This is a genomic window from Nostoc cf. commune SO-36 (assembly GCF_023734775.1).
Lineage (GTDB): Bacteria > Cyanobacteriota > Cyanobacteriia > Cyanobacteriales > Nostocaceae > Nostoc > Nostoc commune_A.
Genome location: NZ_AP025732.1, coordinates 6,618,617 through 6,634,190, shown reverse-complemented (window position 1 = coordinate 6,634,190; position 15,574 = coordinate 6,618,617). Strand labels below are relative to the sequence as shown.

Annotated in this window: 18 protein-coding genes and 1 pseudogene; 8 read left to right on the top strand and 11 right to left on the bottom strand. The window is 42.8% G+C overall.

The annotated features are described in order from the left end of the window. Positions 1 to 297: 297 nt before the first annotated feature. The 6 genes from ANSO36C_RS29885 to ANSO36C_RS29860 all read right to left on the bottom strand — a co-directional run bounded on the left by ANSO36C_RS29885 (position 298) and on the right by ANSO36C_RS29860 (position 4,320). Positions 298 to 447: a PsaJ protein gene (locus ANSO36C_RS29885; RefSeq protein ID WP_251957708.1), complete on the bottom strand. Its 150-nt coding sequence runs from the start codon at positions 445 to 447 to the stop codon at positions 298 to 300. A 734-nt stretch (positions 448 to 1,181) separates the two neighbouring features. Beyond that, the gene (locus tag ANSO36C_RS29880) at positions 1,182 to 2,144 is read right to left on the bottom strand and encodes a general stress protein (RefSeq protein ID WP_251957707.1); all 963 of its coding nucleotides are present in this window, start codon (positions 2,142 to 2,144) and stop codon (positions 1,182 to 1,184) included. Positions 2,145 to 2,282: 138 nt separating this feature from the next. Then, on the bottom strand, positions 2,283 to 2,474 hold the full coding sequence (locus tag ANSO36C_RS29875) for a hypothetical protein (RefSeq protein ID WP_251957706.1): 192 nt from the start codon (positions 2,472 to 2,474) through the stop codon (positions 2,283 to 2,285). A gap of 140 nt (positions 2,475 to 2,614) precedes the next feature. Continuing rightward, positions 2,615 to 2,929, bottom strand: coding sequence for a YciI family protein (locus tag ANSO36C_RS29870; RefSeq protein ID WP_251957705.1), 315 nt, complete (start codon positions 2,927 to 2,929; stop codon positions 2,615 to 2,617). Positions 2,930 to 3,175: 246 nt separating this feature from the next. After that, a complete protein-coding gene (locus ANSO36C_RS29865) occupies positions 3,176 to 3,709 on the bottom strand; it encodes a DUF3122 domain-containing protein (RefSeq protein WP_251957704.1) in 534 nt (177 codons plus the stop codon). A 104-nt stretch (positions 3,710 to 3,813) separates the two neighbouring features. Then, positions 3,814 to 4,320 carry a DUF2214 family protein gene (locus ANSO36C_RS29860; protein ID WP_251957703.1) on the bottom strand — a complete coding sequence of 169 codons (507 nt, stop codon included), beginning with the start codon at positions 4,318 to 4,320 and terminating at the stop codon, positions 3,814 to 3,816. Positions 4,321 to 4,392: 72 nt separating this feature from the next. On the opposite strand from ANSO36C_RS29860, the gene ANSO36C_RS34030 reads away from it, so the two are divergent. Further along, positions 4,393 to 4,527, top strand: coding sequence for a hypothetical protein (locus ANSO36C_RS34030; protein ID WP_267145346.1), 135 nt, complete (start codon positions 4,393 to 4,395; stop codon positions 4,525 to 4,527). Next, positions 4,524 to 4,787, top strand: coding sequence for a hypothetical protein (locus ANSO36C_RS29855; RefSeq protein WP_251957702.1), 264 nt, complete (start codon positions 4,524 to 4,526; stop codon positions 4,785 to 4,787). The genes ANSO36C_RS34030 and ANSO36C_RS29855 overlap by 4 nt, the downstream gene beginning before the upstream one ends. A 438-nt stretch (positions 4,788 to 5,225) precedes the next feature. Here ANSO36C_RS29855 and ANSO36C_RS29850 read toward each other — a convergent pair whose 3' ends face one another. After that, positions 5,226 to 5,423, bottom strand: coding sequence for an NblA/ycf18 family protein (locus ANSO36C_RS29850; RefSeq protein ID WP_251957701.1), 198 nt, complete (start codon positions 5,421 to 5,423; stop codon positions 5,226 to 5,228). Positions 5,424 to 6,113: 690 nt separating this feature from the next. Here ANSO36C_RS29850 and ANSO36C_RS29845 point away from each other — a divergent pair. Then, entirely contained in the window at positions 6,114 to 6,383 is a 270-nt protein-coding gene (locus ANSO36C_RS29845) for a hypothetical protein (protein WP_251957700.1), read from the top strand. Between the two features lie 164 nt (positions 6,384 to 6,547). Here ANSO36C_RS29845 and ANSO36C_RS29840 read toward each other — a convergent pair whose 3' ends face one another. Then, positions 6,548 to 7,348 carry an RMD1 family protein gene (locus tag ANSO36C_RS29840; RefSeq protein WP_251957699.1) on the bottom strand — a complete coding sequence of 267 codons (801 nt, stop codon included), beginning with the start codon at positions 7,346 to 7,348 and terminating at the stop codon, positions 6,548 to 6,550. Positions 7,349 to 7,732: 384 nt separating this feature from the next. On the opposite strand from ANSO36C_RS29840, the gene ANSO36C_RS29835 reads away from it, so the two are divergent. From ANSO36C_RS29835 to ANSO36C_RS29815, 4 genes and pseudogenes are all read left to right on the top strand, one after another. Next, positions 7,733 to 8,452 carry a GDSL-type esterase/lipase family protein gene (locus ANSO36C_RS29835; RefSeq protein ID WP_251957698.1) on the top strand — a complete coding sequence of 240 codons (720 nt, stop codon included), beginning with the start codon at positions 7,733 to 7,735 and terminating at the stop codon, positions 8,450 to 8,452. 22 nt (positions 8,453 to 8,474) lie between these two features. Next, a complete protein-coding gene (locus tag ANSO36C_RS29830; RefSeq protein ID WP_251957697.1) occupies positions 8,475 to 8,909 on the top strand; it encodes a hypothetical protein in 435 nt (144 codons plus the stop codon). Positions 8,910 to 9,377: 468 nt separating this feature from the next. Beyond that, positions 9,378 to 11,064: pseudogene (locus tag ANSO36C_RS29820) on the top strand (SulP family inorganic anion transporter). A gap of 377 nt (positions 11,065 to 11,441) precedes the next feature. Then, positions 11,442 to 11,882 (top strand): Crp/Fnr family transcriptional regulator, encoded by a 441-nt coding sequence (locus ANSO36C_RS29815; RefSeq protein ID WP_190942959.1) that lies wholly within the window; start codon positions 11,442 to 11,444, stop codon positions 11,880 to 11,882. 139 nt (positions 11,883 to 12,021) lie between these two features. Here ANSO36C_RS29815 and ANSO36C_RS29810 read toward each other — a convergent pair whose 3' ends face one another. From ANSO36C_RS29810 to ANSO36C_RS29800, 3 genes are read right to left on the bottom strand one after another with little or no spacing between them, the layout of a single operon-like run. Further along, positions 12,022 to 12,231, bottom strand: a complete 210-nt coding sequence (locus ANSO36C_RS29810) for a hypothetical protein (protein WP_251957695.1) — start codon at positions 12,229 to 12,231, stop codon at positions 12,022 to 12,024. An 8-nt stretch (positions 12,232 to 12,239) separates the two neighbouring features. Continuing rightward, complete coding sequence (locus ANSO36C_RS29805) at positions 12,240 to 13,679, bottom strand: COR domain-containing protein (RefSeq protein ID WP_251957694.1); 1,440 nt, start codon at positions 13,677 to 13,679, stop codon at positions 12,240 to 12,242. Beyond that, positions 13,621 to 15,222: a leucine-rich repeat domain-containing protein gene (locus ANSO36C_RS29800; protein WP_251957693.1), complete on the bottom strand. Its 1,602-nt coding sequence runs from the start codon at positions 15,220 to 15,222 to the stop codon at positions 13,621 to 13,623. Before ANSO36C_RS29800 ends, ANSO36C_RS29805 begins: the two co-directional genes overlap by 59 nt. Positions 15,223 to 15,403: 181 nt before the next feature. Between ANSO36C_RS29800 and ANSO36C_RS29795 the strand changes: the two genes are divergently transcribed. After that, positions 15,404 to 15,568 carry a hypothetical protein gene (locus ANSO36C_RS29795; RefSeq protein ID WP_251957692.1) on the top strand — a complete coding sequence of 55 codons (165 nt, stop codon included), beginning with the start codon at positions 15,404 to 15,406 and terminating at the stop codon, positions 15,566 to 15,568. Positions 15,569 to 15,574: the final 6 nt, after the last annotated feature.

The window sequence follows — 15,574 nt, the reverse complement described above, 5'->3', positions numbered from 1 at the left end:
AAGGTAGAGTTATTTAGAATTGGGAGCAATGCCTACGCTAAACACTATCTCAGGAAAATAGATAGTTTTATACTAATTATCTAGTATAAATACATAAATATAGCAAAAAGTCCAAAAATGAATGTAGAGACGTAGCATTGCTACGTCTCTACAAGGGTTCTGGATAATGTATATTTAATTTCTAGAGATGTCTAATTAGGCAAATACGCTTGCAAAAGCATTATATGACAATATATATGCTATTTGGTAACTCTAAAAATGCCATAGGTTTGAACCTATGGCGGGCTGACTTATAGCTTATGGCATAGGATGGAAGAGAAGGTCTGGGATAAAGTAATTAAAAACCGCCCAGGTAGAAAAGGCAACTGATACCGAAAGAACAGCAAGAACGGGCGCTAGGGAAAGATACTTAAGGAAATATTCTTTTTGGTTGTTTGATTTCTGCATACAATACTCCTAAAACATTTTAAGACTGCAACTATTTGTTGTTGCATTTTTCGAGACATTAAAGATTTTGTGATACGTTAACACCTATCACTTTAGGAGCATCCCAAATGTGCAAAAACTTTGATCGCCCTCATCCCCTAACCCCTTCTCCCATCTTTGGGAGAAGGGGAACTAGAATTATGTCTCCCCTCTCCCATCTTTGGGAGAGGGGCTGGGGGTGAGGGAAAAGATTTAAGCAAAATTGGGATGCTCCCATCACTTTGGAGGGAATGACAATGCCATCATAAGCAGCTAAGAGACATTCTTATCTGAAGTATCGCTTTTCATTCCTTTTTCAAGTATTGGCAAGATACTTAAACAATAATTCCACTATCCCAATCTACTTGCTTTTAATTTTAATAAAGCTCTCAAAAAAATATTTTTAAGAGCTTTGAAAGTTTAAGCATGAGGTAGTGCGTAATTAAAATTTAACTTTGCTAATTAGTTTTATCGTCTATCTAAAGAAACAACAGGATATTAAGCTAATTTGTTATTTAGAACACGTAAATTGCGTGTGAACAACATGAATTGGGTGCAAATTGCCAATTGTGGCGATCGCATTAAAATATATCCTCGAATAAGTTTGCCATAAAGCAAAAACCAGTGGGTGTAACTTGCAATTGACGCATACACCCGTGAGATTGTAGAAGTTTATATTAGCGATCGCAGTGCAGCATCAACACAAGCACCAGCTTTTAAGAACGAATTAACATCGGGTCATAAATTTGGCACTCTTGAACACCATACTTGCTCAGAATCAAGCTAGCCTGCTCAAGATCATTGTCTGTGCCACTAACGATAAGTATGTAATTGCCTTGCTCAATTTGCTCGTTGTAAAAGCGTACCCAATCATCTGCTATTCCTAGCCTCATAGCGTCAAAGCGGTCACTTAAAGTAACATCTGTTGAGCCAAATAGTTGAGGAAAGTCTTTACTAATTAAGGAAATCTGGCTTACTGGAAAATCTGCGGCACGCATATCGTTAATTGCCGCTTCAGCATTATCTATGTGATTAAAATAATTAATAGCATACTTGGTCATCATCCCGCTTTTATTAGGAATGGTAGTAGCAGAAGCCGTCGTGGTCAAATAATTTGTAGTTTCATGTTCACTGCTGAAATGTTCGTAAATGCCAAACTCTTCAATACCCCAACGCTGTAGAATTGCTTGTACTTTATCAATTTCTAAAGATGTACAATCCACGATTATTAAATAGTGTCCATTCTCTACTCGCTCGTTATATGTTTTAGCTTGCTCTGATGACATTCCCCAACCAACTAATGCACCAGCAAAAGTCCCAGTAGCAGCACCAATACTTGCTCCGACAAGGGTTGTAACCAAAGCAGTTGCTGCTGCCCCAGCCAGCATTATTGGCCCGACTCCAGGGATTGCTAAAGTTCCAAGACCTACTAATAAACCAGTCAAACCGCCAACAGCACCCCCTGAAAGTCCTCCTACTGTTGCACCTTCGTCAGCTTTATCATCAGTAGGCTCTTTAATTTCATCATCAGCAATCTCATGATTGCGGTCTACATTCTGTACAACTACAGATACTTTCTCCATCGCCAAACCAGAATCTCTCAATTCATGTAGTGCCTGTTCTGCATCTCGACGATGAGTAAATACGCCTACAACGCGTTGACTTTGATTTAAAACCATGATTACTCCTTGGTGGCAGAAAAAATAATCACCGACAAATTTAGTATTTAAGCACTGTAATCTTAAATACAAGTTTGTTTAACTGAAAAATATCTTAAGTAATAAAATACATTTACAAACGCTGTAATCGCTACCTCCTTAAGGCTCAACCGTTCCCCATCCACAGATGCGATCACCACAGCAATGATTCGCTAAGTTACGCGGTAGTTGTTGCATCACCCGCTCCGATTTTGGCTCTCTCCTAGAGTTCTTCATAAGATACGGGCGATCGCTAACCTTGAAATGTCGTAGCGATCGCGCCAGAGCTATAAGTATTCTTTTTCTGCTCAAAATTATTATCCATAACAAAATTTTTAATTTAGGACTTACGCCAAATATCTCTCAAACTTTGATTTCTCCGTGTACTCTGCGCCTCTGTGGTTCGTTATTCCGTAACTCTTGCGTAAGTCCTATAATTCAAAAAAGGTTAATTATTTACCACCTTGAAAACGCTCATGTCCAATGTGAACTTGCCACTCCACAACTCTAGCAGAGTCTGCTAACATACCATCCCGCACACGCGGACTACTGTTAACAATGGCTTGAGCCGCTTGCTCATTCTCCGCCTGAATCACCCACAGCCCCGTTCCATCATGGGGAAAAAACGGGCCGCAGCACAACAGTATTCCCTTCTCTTGTTGCTCATGAAACCAAGCCAGTTGATCTTGGTCGTGTTCTGGGTGAGCCTTTTTATACTCATAATACGCGGGAACGGTTGCTACGACAACGGCAAAGAGTTTAGACATATAATTATTTTTTGAGATGAACAAAAATGATGGTAATAGATATCCATAAAAGTAATATAAAATGGCCTAACTACCACGGTAGGATTAAAATGTGAGTGTTAAATCGCAGATATTAGAAATGGCGATCGCTTTGCAGCTTCTACAGAACATCGCCCTGGCTTTGGTTTTTTTTGTGAAGATGTAGCATTTTGAGTAAGCCTCTGCTTCAAAAGCCCCCAAACCTGGAAGTTTTGTTAGTTGCTAGGGTTAATCAATTTCTGTCACTAGCCATTGCCACTCGGTGACTACAGAGTTGGGAATATTGAGAACCAATGGCTTCCCACTATACGTAGGCACATGAAGTTTGAGCGCATCGGTGGTTGGCAATTTGGGTAAAATATCAGTTAAGTTATATTCACCTACATTTGGGGCGGGTGCAGTTAAAGCGTAGACATCTGATGCCAAAAGCAATTTAGCAAGTTTTGTCTCAATCAACAATGGTTGGGGATGAGCAATTTCAACGACACCAGGAAACCCCACCACGCGTAACCTTAATTCTTTGACAGGATTGTTGTAATTTTGTTTAAACAATAGCACCTGCCAAGCATACCCAAATTCATCTTTGATAGATACTTGCGAGTGGTAGCGCAATGTACCAGGGGACTCATGATGTTGACGTAGCAGTGCGTGTGCTTCTTCTACACCCCATCCATATATGTTTGCAGTTCCCAACACATATATAGTCAATGCTAGAAAGACTACCAGGGTGCAACGCCAGATAAATTGTCTAAATCGATACATATTAATTTTATATGAGTTCACATATCAGTCTGCGATCGCTGCAATTAGCACCGCCATGTTGGGTAATCACTTGTGCAGCATTACTGACTGATGATTAATTTACCCTAGTTTGTGCCTATTCCTCTTGCCATTATTGCTGCCAATAACGGAATTAGGGTAAAGCCAACCAGTTCAATTCTAATTAGCCAGATTAGACGATTTAGTTTTAGTAATTCCAGCTTGGGTGCTTGCTCTTGTTGGAGACTTTTCAACCAACCAATGAAAGAAAAAGTGGGATAGAGAGATAGCAAACCTACCACAATAAAAACCACAACTTTGGCGTAGAAAACTGGGTTGCTTAAATAATAATCTGTGCCTTTACCAAAGTAGATAACACGTAAAACACCTGTGGTAAGAATAATAGTTGCTGATATGCCATACACTGCATCAGCTATGACAATTTTCCAAGCTTCATTTAAACTCAATTCTTTTTTTAAACTGAATGCTTCTAACACCAGAGCGCCAAAGCACAACATAAAGCTTAAATAATGTAAATACGCGACTATGGCACTTCCCCACATATTATTTTTAGTTTTTGCTAATTTACTATTTTGATATTGGTTTTGAGGCAAAGATTTTCACCATCAAACCCAAACTAGCATTAAGACAGCTAGCCAAAAAGTGACCAATAATTCAGATTTTCATTGACTAGGAACCCACAATCATTAACAGGGGATGCAGTAGCAACCCCTGTTAATGATTCTAGCTTCGACTCGCAAGAACTAGCTGGTATCGGCTTTGTTGTAGTCTTTATTTTAAAGTTTGATGGTTGTAGATGAACATAGGAATAATCCAGCCTTACAGTAACGGGTTTTTAGAAGTTGTACCAGAGAGCGATTATTGGCAGATTGTAGCTATACACATCAATGGCCAAGCCTATTGCCCTACACCTCGGCTTTATCATTCAGAAAAAGTGGCATTGGCAAAAGCTACACAAATTTATGATTGGCTAGCTGACAACGAACACCAAATTAGTGATGGGGCTTGCTACTACTCTGAATTGAAACTCATCTTATGGCAGCAATCAAAAGTTCCTTAACTAAACTTGTATTAATAGCTGCTTAGAGTAATCCTGTAGTCCCTACCTCCAGTGTGGGGATTTTATTTTGTTGATAGGATGCCAGGCATCACCCCTTTAGCCCGATCAATTCCCTTCAAGAATTTTATGGAGGCGGTTGATTTGAAACCTGTCCAAATCCCTGCGGGATGCTGCGCGTTCGCGTCAGCGTCCAACATGATACGTAGGGGTGCAAGGCTTTGCACCCCTACAAATATACAAAATTTGGGATAATTTATTTTTTACAACTCTCTAAGGATAATCTTCTTGATCATGTCGAAAGCCCCTGTTAATGAGTTTGAGGTTGTCTGCCGTTGCTCATTGCGATGTTTAAGACAGACTACCCCTACGCACCAAGGTTGACACAACAAGTAGCGAACTTGCTACATCTACAATACTTCCTATATTTGCTTGTACGCTTTAACCCAAGGTTGGGTCGGAATCAAGTTCCCACTGATGTTTGAGCAATTCTTGGTAAGTCGTTTCCCGAATTATCATCTGCTTATAAAGCATGAGCAAAAACTCTTGAGCTTGTTCACGAGACATCTGCTGCACTTGGTCAGCAAAAGTTCTAAGGCTAAATTCTTGTTCTAAAGATAATGTAATAGGTTGATTCATCACAGGTTAATCGCCCAACTAGGCGAAAACTAAAAGGTCAAGGTTGGCAATATCGAGAAGAAGCGTTCATACCTAGCTGCTGTAGTAACTTATCGAGGTATTAGGCCCCTACTTGGCGGTGCTACAGCAAAATGTGAGCTTCTGTTAATTATTATAACAAAATATTTACAAAGCTGAGAAGATGGTCAATTAATGATTTATGATGTTTAGCCCATTGACACTTCAGATATAGTGGTGACGTTCATAAGTTCGCCCCAGCCAAATGTGAGATCGCTAATTGACTACCCCCAGGAATCCGCTTGCGGTAAACCGTACTGAAAACCTGAGTTAAAAAACATCGCTGGGGACGCTCCGCGTTACACGTAAGCGTCCTACAGGGTACGTATGGGCACAAGGTCTTGCGCCCCTACAAATCTACAAATAATTTGGGATAACTTATTTTTTGCAAGCCCCTAAAGTTTCTTAGTTTGGGGTTTTTAAAAGCATTTTTGGCATCTGCTTGCCGTAGGCGATCGCCTGATTTGGCGTCTCACCTGATAAATTCCTTAGTAAAGTACTCGTATTTTCCACAAAATTGCTGTATCCTGTTTATCCTGTCCAATTTTTCAGCACCAACTGCATCACAATTTTTCACTATCAGCCCCATACTTTCTCTTTTTTACCCAATCCCTTTTGACAGCTTTTATGGATATGAAACTCATTAAAAAATCTCAAAACCTTACCCTGAGACAGATGAAAGAAATTGAAGCAGCAGAAGATGAACTTCTTCAAGCTGAGAGTGCTGAGAGTGTTGATTTTTCACCTACTGTCGTTGAGGAACTACCAATAATCATTTCAGATTCAAGAGAACCTGACTATATTCCATTCGTTGATAATCCTCAAGTACACTCTGTTGGCAACTCTGGCTGGCAGATTTCTGATATTTGGAGAGATATTAGGGTAGATGATTTTTGTGGGTGATAGGGGCTTGGCTTTGTAAATTTGAATTTGGGAACCAATGGTATGGTTCCCATTTGATCTTTTATAAGTCGAAGCTGCGCGAATGGCACTGCGAAGAAAAGCGATCGCCCAACTTAAGGCTGCTGCTTAAAACCAGAAATTGTTTACGATCCCCAAATTTAGCATTAGCCTTTGAAAATGATGTCGTACAGTGACAGCAGAACTTCTACCACAATCAAAATCACCACATACCACTCTACTCGCTGACTACTGCTATGCTGCATGAACTCCAGCACGGTTTGTGCGGTTTGGGAAATTAGCTCTAGTTTACGTTCTAGGGCATGGTGACGCTCACGGATTTCGTATTCATCCTCTAAGCGCAGATATAAGTTTTCTAGCTGTGGGGATTCCCAAAGTAACTCCGGCTTATCGATAATTTCTACTCGGCCCACAATCTTGTGTTGAACTAATAGGGTAGTCCCAAGTTGGCGTAGTAATTCCCGGCTCTGGGGTCTACTTCTATTTTCACGCTGGAGACTAGCTGCAAACGGTTCAATTTGATCGAATACAGTTGCTAGGCTGGTTTCATAATGCGACAGTACAACACTCTTGGCGAGAATATCAGCCACTATCTGCAAGCGTTCTACACTAAATTCATGTAGTAAAATTTTTCCTTCTTTAACTCGCTCACTCTCGACAAAATTGAGATGAATTTCCACCTCTTCTGTTTCCGGGTCGGTAAAAGAGTCATTAACCTGAGAGGATAGTTTGGTCAAGAAGTCTACTTTTTCTACAGGCTCAACGTTAAACAGGACAACTGCACCATACGCCAGCAGCACTGCACAGCCGTTTTCACCTACTGTAACGATTACTGGCATAGTTGCCAAGCAAACGTAATTCTCCAATGTCTGTAACTTAATATTCTTACCAATGAATAGGGCTTGCGCTCTAAATCTATCTATGTGATTGAAAAGGAGTTTTTGCATTGTCGCTTTAGAGCTATGTTCTGCCTACTGAACTGCGGAAGTAGCGATCGCAACTTATGCCTGTTCTCGGAACTCACTACAATCTCAGCTTACCAATAATATCTATCCAGCACTACTACCAGGGACTTCCAAATCAAAAATATCCAATTGCTGTGGTGGCAGTTCTTGAGCGGGGTAGCAGGGAAAGAACAATCTGCAATCTGATATTTTGCCTTGCCTCCCCAGTCCCCAGTTTTATTACCTCAGAGGCTCAACTACGACAATATTAACCTTGCAACCATATCAACAAGTAGAAACGCCATATATCCTTGGATACTATATAAATAGCCCTCTATGGTATAGAAATGTATAGAATCTTGTAAAGATATAAAATATAGTTGTTAAATGCACACATTTCTAGCTTCTTCCTCAATGCAGCTGTCTGTACCACCAAATCACTTTCAGCCTATGAAGATTGTCGCACTGGGGGACAGCTTAATTTATGGATTCGGCGATCCTGAAAAAGGAGGCTGGATCGAGCAACTACGGCGATGGTGGATGTTGCCGGATAGTGCCGGTCATATTCTTTATAATTTAGGGGTAAGAGGCGATCGCACGCAACAAGTAGCGCAAAGGCTAGAAGTTGAATTTCGCCACCGGGGTGAACTCCGAAATCGTGTTCCCGACTTGATTATTTTATCCGTAGGCGTGAATGACTCAGCCCGGTTAGCGCGTCCTGATGGTCGAAGTTACACAGATTTTAGCTTATTTGAAAAAGAAATTGCTTCTCTGCTAGATTTGGCACAGCAACTCTGTCCTGTGTTATTTGTAGGCATGGTGCCAGTAGATGAAGCCAAGATGCCATTTTTAGATTGTTTTTACTATAATCATGCCGACCAATACCGCTACAAAGAAGCAACTCGAATTGCTTGCACCAAAAGGCAGATTCCCTATTTAGATATTTTTGAGCAATGGATGGAACGCGGCGAAAATTGGCGGCTAAAACGCTTAAGTGAAGATGGTCTTCATCCCAATACACTAGGTTATCAAGCTTTATTAGACGATGTAATCAATTGGGATGCTATACCTTTAGTGGGCTTTGCCAACGCAGCTTACCATTCTTAATTACTCCTAACTCAGCACTGTTATGACACCAACTTTATTTGGTCGCTGGCAAACTCGATTATTATTACTTGCAACTGTCGGTATACTCGTATCTTTGCCTTTTGCAATGGGTTGGATTAGCCCTGGTGCAAGCTCGGTTTATTTCTGGATACTTAGTTATATTGCCATCTTTGGCTTAGGCTGGGATGTGCTTTATGACTATCTCCAGAAATACCGTTGGGATAGAGATTGGCCAGCAATTTATCAACTCTTAGCTGGTATATGGGAATTGGTGTTTGTGTTTTGTGGAGTCAAACTATTTGGCTTTTTACCAATACCTTTACCAAAAGAGGAACTTTCCCCAGGAGCTTTTTTGTTGCACTATAGCATTGTGTGGCTAGCAGTTTTTATTACTTCCCAAAGCCTGATGCGAATTATCTTCCTCCGTTGGCGTTTCCGGGGTGGAGAATGGTTATGAAAAGGAGTCAGAAGTCAGAATTCAGGAGTCAGAATACCCCATGTCTGTTCGCTTTTAGCGTCTCCAAGAGTTGTCAGGGGTTTCAAGCAAGGAATACTTTTTTCTCCTCCACGACTGAAGTCGGGGACTGTCTTACCATGATTCCTCCACCAGTCGCACAGAATTCAATTCTGTTAGCGAATAGCTAAGGTTTAGCCCATTCTGGCTCCTGACTCCTGAATTCTTCTTCGGTAAGGGACTTCCAACTAAAAAAATATCCAGAGTAGCGATCGCTAATTCTCGTATACACACTATATTGATTATGTCAAGCAAACCTGCGCTTTTATTAATCAGCAAATAGGCGAACTTGAGCCAAAAACCCATACACAATCGCGGAATTTTCGACAACCCTGATGAACACCACGGAAAATATGGAATAACATTTGGGTGTGCTTCAACAAATTGTGTACAAAAGTTGAAAATGACGATATGGCAACATCTAATATCCTCAAAGAACCTCTGCTTTTGCGTCTAAGTCGCTTGTTTGGTGGGCTGCGTGGCGATTTTACCGGAGGGCTAACAGCAGCAGTGGTAGCATTGCCTTTGGCTTTAGCCTTTGCGGTAGCCAGTGGTGTAGAACCAAAAGCGGGACTTTACACCGCGATTGTGGCGGGAATTGTTGCGGCAATTTTTGGTGGTTCATCAGTACAGATTACAGGGCCAACAGGAGCAATGGCTGTAGTTTTGGTGGGAATTGTCGCCAAATACGGCCTTGAGAAAGTTTGGATTGCTGGGGTGATGGCTGGAATTATCCAGATTGCCTTGGGGGTTGCCAAACTTGGACAGTTAGTAAAATTTATTCCCTATACCGGTAACAGCAGGGTTTACTAACGGTATTGCCGTAATTATTTTTTGTGGTCAGTTAAATAATTTCTTTGGTTTAAAATTACCACGTAGCGAACATTTTTTACCGGGACTGTGGCAAAGTCTAACTCATGTAGAAGCTTTAAACTGGGCAGCAGTTGCCTTAGCAGTGGTGGTAATTGCCACTAATCTTTTGTGGGCCAGGATTAATACGACAATACCAGGTTCTTTAGTGGGGCTGGTATTAGCAACAGCGATCGCTTCTTCTTTCCATCTAAATGTACCCACAATTGGTACTATTCCTCAATCTTTACCGATGCCTCAAGGTATTCCCCACTGGAATGATTTTAACGTGATTCGAGAACTAATTAATCCAGCTTTGGCATTAGCTGCACTGGGGAGTATTGAATCGTTGCTATCGGCGGTTGTCGCTGATGGGATGACAGTCAGCGAGAAACATAATAGCGATCGCGAATTAATTGGTCAAGGCTTGGCTAATATGATTGTGCCATTTTTTGGGGGCATACCCGCCACAGGTGCGATCGCTCGCACTGCTGTGAATGTCCGTTCTGGCGGTAAAACCCGACTATCTGGGGTAATTCATGGCGTTGCCTTAGGCATAATCGTTTTAACTTTAGCGCCCTTAGCAGCACAGATTCCTTTAGCAGCACTTGCTGGCATTTTGATGGTGGTTAGTCTGCGAATGGTTGAGTGGGAAGCCATTGGTTTATTAATGCGTGCTACCTACTCCGACTTTGCTGTAATGATTCTCACTTGGCTAGTGACAATCTTGTTTGATTTAGTTCTCGCCGTCGAAGTAGGATTGATTGCAGCTGGAGCCTTGTTCATCAAACGGATGAGCGATTTAAGCTTAGTTAAAATACCTGAAACCGAAGTATTTCCCCCTGGTATTCCTCTAGAATTAGGTAAAGAGATTGCCGTTTATCGGGTAGATGGCCCCGTATTTTTTGGCGCTGCTGAAAGGTTTGCTACCTTCCTCCGCGATGAACCGGAAGTGAAGTATTTAATTCTGCGGTTGCGGTTTGTGCCAAATATGGACACAACTGGGTTAGTAGCTTTAGAAGATATTTATCATGACTTGGAACGGCACAATTGCCGCTTAATTCTCACAGGTTTACAACCCGAAGTCAAACAATTATTAGAACGAACAGGATTGTTAAAAACAATTGGCTTATCAAATTGTTTTGAAACAACCACAGAGGCAATTTGCTCTATCTCTCCTCAGATTGCATGTTCTCAACCTGTAGCGGCTGATTTGAAAACTAAAAAGTTGATGGAATTAAATAACTGATAATATTTTGCGGCGTTGCATATTTGCGGGATGATTTTACTATTTTTGTAGGATGGGCCGAAAAGCCCGTCCCTTGTATTTCCGGGCGGGCAGGATGCCCACCCCACAAGAATCATCCCTTAATTCAGCAACGCCTATTATCTGCTAAAAGCTTTTTTAGATTGGCTTTAACTTTAAGCTGATAGCAATGTACGGTTACAGCTAGCTGTGCTAATCTACCCGTGTAGCTTATGCAATCGAGAATCGCTACAAGTGATTTTCTGTTGGTATTTGAGATATACTTGGCGGCTAGCGTTCAACATCAGTTAATATGGACTAATTGCGCTCTGGCTTCAGGTTTAAAATTTACAGTAATGTTTGATGCTTAACTTGTAATTATGCTAACCAGTGTTGACCGTTTATTATTTGTCCGGCGAGTCCCCATTTTTAAGGAATTGCGGGACGATTTCGTTGTGCGGCTCACTTCAGTAATGAACGAATTGTCATTTCCAGCTAATTACACCATCTTTCGGCAGGGAGAAGAAGGGCGATCGCTCTATATTGTAGTGTCAGGTCGAGTTAAAGTTCACATTGGGAATAAACAGCTAGCTGAGGTAGAACAGGGAAAATACTTTGGTGAGATGGCAGTATTTGATACTCAACCTCGTTCTGCTAGTGCAACGACTCTAGAACCTTGTGAATTTTTAGAACTGACGCAAGAGCAACTTTATGATGCGATCGAAGAAACTCCCGAAATTGCGGTGAATATCATTCGTGAGTTATCTCGGCTGATTCGCAGATTAAATGACGATATGAATGTAACCTCATTGCGAAGTTAAAAATCAATTCAATTTTTCACTAAATCGATATCAAAAACTCATTCACATCCAAAAATTGAAAATCAGAATGAACCCACAGAAATTCACGGCGTTTGTTCTGTACCCGCACTAAACCACCAAAAACTAGGATCTTTTGCTTTCAGAAAGGCGTGTAATTCTCGCAAAATCGAGCCTTGAGCGCGGATTGCATCGCCTTCAAGAAAGAGGTGTCGCTCTTGGACTTTCCAGTCAAAACCATATCGCTGCCTTTCAAAGTAGACTCGATGCTTTTTTGTCCCAAATCGAGTTGTTCTTCAAAAACTTTGTAGGTAGTGTCATCCAGTATAAATTTAGTTGCCGAACCTGCCACAGGTAAGACTAGGCTAAGGATTCCGGTAACAGTTTGAGATAGGGGGCTGCTTTGATGAACCACTCACGAGACAAGTCTAATTCATAGACTCCCTTTTTATTGTCACCGTGATTTAAAGCTGGAAGTGGCTTACGAGAGTGTTCGCACCAGAGAGTAAGTTGAAACTTGGCACTCGTCCATTGGGGGAGATCAAAAAATTTCCGATCAATGGGCTTAAAGCTGAACAGGCGTGGCCCGTCTTTTGCTTCATCGGTGAGCATCTGCATCATTTCTGCAAACTGCTGATCGACTTGGCTTAAAATGGAGCGTTGCTGATGAGATAATACCTCAAAGCGTGCTTGATCTAGGCGATCGTACTTATTCAAATCTTGGCGGATAACGTTTAACTCGTCTTTCACAATGTATCGGAATTGCTCAATGCCAATTTCTTGGGATGGGGGTTGAGCAATCGACGCGTTATTCAGCAATTGATCGATGTTTTGAAATTCATCACACCCGGAAATGTGACACTGAACCTCATGATTATTCCTCTTTTTGTTCTTAATTAGTTTTTGTACATCAAATAGTGCGTTTCCAGGGGCATTCATACCGCAAGGTGCAATGCAGGGAACCATGACGTTACAGCGCAACCCTTCCCAGAAATTCTCTACTAGCCATTTAATCTCTTCTGTGAGATAAGACAGGAAGCGTTCTGGATAAGCTGCTCGCACTGTGATTTTTACATCAGTGCCAACATACTCCAGCAATGCCCGACCGTTGTAATCGTTGTCAAGCATTAAGCCCCGTTGCCAGTGGATGCTGTCATTGTAATTCGCCCGTCCCAGTGAGTATTTGTGCAACCGGACAATCAACTGGTAAAATAATCCTTCTGCTACTGCAAACTGTCCGCGACCATCCACAATGCGGCAGATTTGCACCTGTTGTCTGTCTCCCGCTTCCGGTTGTTCTCCCCAATTAGTAGCGAATTTCTCTGGGCGTGTGTCGGGAACAAGTTGAGCGATGAGGCTGGTATTGCTAGTTTCTGACCGCTCGAATACCACTTTGTAGGATAGATCAAAGCGTTCCATCAGCCGCAGAAAGATTGGATGCAATTCTGAGGGGTAGCCTTCTTCGCCTGCAAATGGCGGATGGCTCCACAACTGACTGAGATGCTCAAATTCCACCAAACCGTTGCGTTTGCGTGTCGTTTCATCATCTAGCACAAAGCTGATCGCTTTTGCCAGCCAGTCGGGTTTGAGGATGACGATATTGCGTAGTGTTGAGTCGTTATGATAATGGATGAAATGCCCTAGTATATGGGAGATGCGAAGGAAAAGTTCTGCTTGCTCCTCATCGATTCCCTCTTTAGCGCAGATGGCAATGACATTATTGTAGGGGAGATAGGCTTCTTTACTTGTCTGTAAGGTTTCTCGCACCCGTTGCCACTTTGCGGGAACTGATCGCCCCATTTCGGGAAGAGATGCAGCGATACCAGCAATAGCATTTTTTAATTCTACAATCCCGGTGCAATGCGTCGTATCTTGGTTGGGTTTGCTGTCTACATGGAAGAAGTCGATTACCGTATCTTTGCCGAATTGAGTTGAGAATTTCTTGTCTGTCAATGTCTGGTTGTCGCTGTCCGGGGCCGCCGTGGGTTGCAACTACTAACACCTTTGCATCTGGTTCTCGATTTTTGATCAGCGTAATCCACTCTTTGACAAAGCCCTGCTGGGGGCCTTCCCGTGGTTTCCAGATAACGAGATACACGGCTGGCGCACTGAAAAATAACTGGTGCGTCGGTCGATAAACCCTTTGTCCGCCAAAATCCCAACCATTGAGTGATATCTCTGTGCCACTATTGGGATCGGTGACGATTACAGGTTTAATTTCAATTCCGTGAGTTGTGGGGCGACCATCTACCCATTCATCCCCCCGCAATGCACCCAACAGACAACTTTTCCCCACCTCACCCTCGCCAACTAGAATCAGTTTGGCTTCATTCAGAGTTATCTGTTCTTCTGCCTGTGCCCGCAGGTATTGCAAAACAGCTTTTGTGCCTTGTTCGTAAGCGGCCGCAAGGTCAGGGTTAAGAGGGTTGTTGCGGAGGGAAAGCAGTTCCAACCGAGTCAGGGATGCGATCGCTTCTGGCAGTTCGGTCAGTTGGTTGTTGTTGAGGTAAAGTCCTTGCAAGCGAGTCAGGGATGCGATTGCTTCTGGCAGTTCGGTCAGTTGGTTGTCGGAGAGGTAAAGCCCTTGCAACCGAGTCAGAGATGCGATCGCTTTTAGCAGTTCGGTCAGTTGGTTGCTGCGGAGGTCAAGCTGTTGCAACCCAGTTAGGGATGCGACAGCTTCTGGCAGTTCGGTCAGTTGGTTGCTGCGGAGGTCAAGCTGTTGCAACCCAGTTAGGGATGCGATCGCTTCTGGCAGTTGGCTCAGTTGGTTGTTGTCGAGGTTGAGCCGTTGCAACCCAGTCAGGGATGCGATCGCTTCTGGCAGTTGGCTCAGTTGGTTGTTCGAGAGGTTAAGCCGTTGCAACCCAGTCAGAGATGCGATTGCTTCTGGCAGTTGGCTCAGTTGGTTGTTGTCAAGGTAAAGCCGTTGCAACCCAGTCAGGGATGCGATCGCTTCTGGCAGTTGGCTCAGTTGGTTGTTCGAGAGGTAAAGCAGTTGCAACCCAGTCAGGGATGCGATCGCTTTTGGAATTTGGGTCAGTTGGTTGTTGCGGAGGTCAAGCACTTCCAATTGAGTCAAGGATGCGATCGCATCTGGCAGTTCGGTCAGTTGGTTGTTGTAGAGGTTAAGCTGTTGCAACCCAGTCAGGGATGCGATCGCTTCTGGTATCTCAGTGAGTTGGTTGTTGTAGAGGTTAAGCTGTTGCAACCCAGTCAGGGATGCGATCGCTTCTGGTATCTCAGTGAGTTCTATATTGCTGAGATCAAGTTTTATTGCTCCCTCTTGCCGTGCCTTTTCAATACGCTGCTCTGCTTGCCGATAACCCTCATCTCTTGCCATGAGCAAATCCTTTCTCTCACTACCAAAATCGGAGTAATAGCCAGACTTTTTCTGAGTAACAGCCTATACAGGTGGTTTAGCCAGAAAACCTCAGCCTAACACTCTAATTAAACAGCAAGCAACGCCAAGGGTGAAAATAGAGCAAGCAAATCTCATACAGGGGTTTCCATGTTTCTACTCTATGAAACCTGCGAGCTGCACTGCAACAACAATGGCGTTAAGGAATCGAGCTACTGCGATCGCTCCTGCAAGTACACCCGTAGGGGCACGGCATGCCGTGCCCCTACTCATACTGCGATCGCTCCTGCAAGTTAGTCGAGATGAGCAACTAAAATACTCAGCGTAGATCCCC

Bases quoted from the DNA above. Each gene is read 5' to 3' on its own strand.
- ANSO36C_RS29885 (WP_251957708.1), bottom strand. From the start codon at position 447: ATGCAGAAATCAAACAACCAAAAAGAATATTTCCTTAAGTATCTTTCC.
- ANSO36C_RS29880 (WP_251957707.1), bottom strand. From the start codon at position 2,144: ATGGTTTTAAATCAAAGTCAACGCGTTGTAGGCGTATTTACTCATCGT.
- ANSO36C_RS29870 (WP_251957705.1), bottom strand. From the start codon at position 2,929: ATGTCTAAACTCTTTGCCGTTGTCGTAGCAACCGTTCCCGCGTATTAT.
- ANSO36C_RS29865 (WP_251957704.1), bottom strand. From the start codon at position 3,709: ATGTATCGATTTAGACAATTTATCTGGCGTTGCACCCTGGTAGTCTTT.
- ANSO36C_RS29855 (WP_251957702.1), top strand. From the start codon at position 4,524: ATGAACATAGGAATAATCCAGCCTTACAGTAACGGGTTTTTAGAAGTT.
- ANSO36C_RS29850 (WP_251957701.1), bottom strand. From the start codon at position 5,423: ATGAATCAACCTATTACATTATCTTTAGAACAAGAATTTAGCCTTAGA.
- ANSO36C_RS29845 (WP_251957700.1), top strand. From the start codon at position 6,114: ATGAAACTCATTAAAAAATCTCAAAACCTTACCCTGAGACAGATGAAA.
- ANSO36C_RS29840 (WP_251957699.1), bottom strand. From the start codon at position 7,348: ATGCAAAAACTCCTTTTCAATCACATAGATAGATTTAGAGCGCAAGCC.
- ANSO36C_RS29835 (WP_251957698.1), top strand. From the start codon at position 7,733: ATGCACACATTTCTAGCTTCTTCCTCAATGCAGCTGTCTGTACCACCA.
- ANSO36C_RS29830 (WP_251957697.1), top strand. From the start codon at position 8,475: ATGACACCAACTTTATTTGGTCGCTGGCAAACTCGATTATTATTACTT.
- ANSO36C_RS29815 (WP_190942959.1), top strand. From the start codon at position 11,442: ATGCTAACCAGTGTTGACCGTTTATTATTTGTCCGGCGAGTCCCCATT.
- ANSO36C_RS29805 (WP_251957694.1), bottom strand. From the start codon at position 13,679: ATGGGGCGATCAGTTCCCGCAAAGTGGCAACGGGTGCGAGAAACCTTA.
- ANSO36C_RS29800 (WP_251957693.1), bottom strand. From the start codon at position 15,222: ATGGCAAGAGATGAGGGTTATCGGCAAGCAGAGCAGCGTATTGAAAAG.
- ANSO36C_RS29795 (WP_251957692.1), top strand. From the start codon at position 15,404: ATGAAACCTGCGAGCTGCACTGCAACAACAATGGCGTTAAGGAATCGA.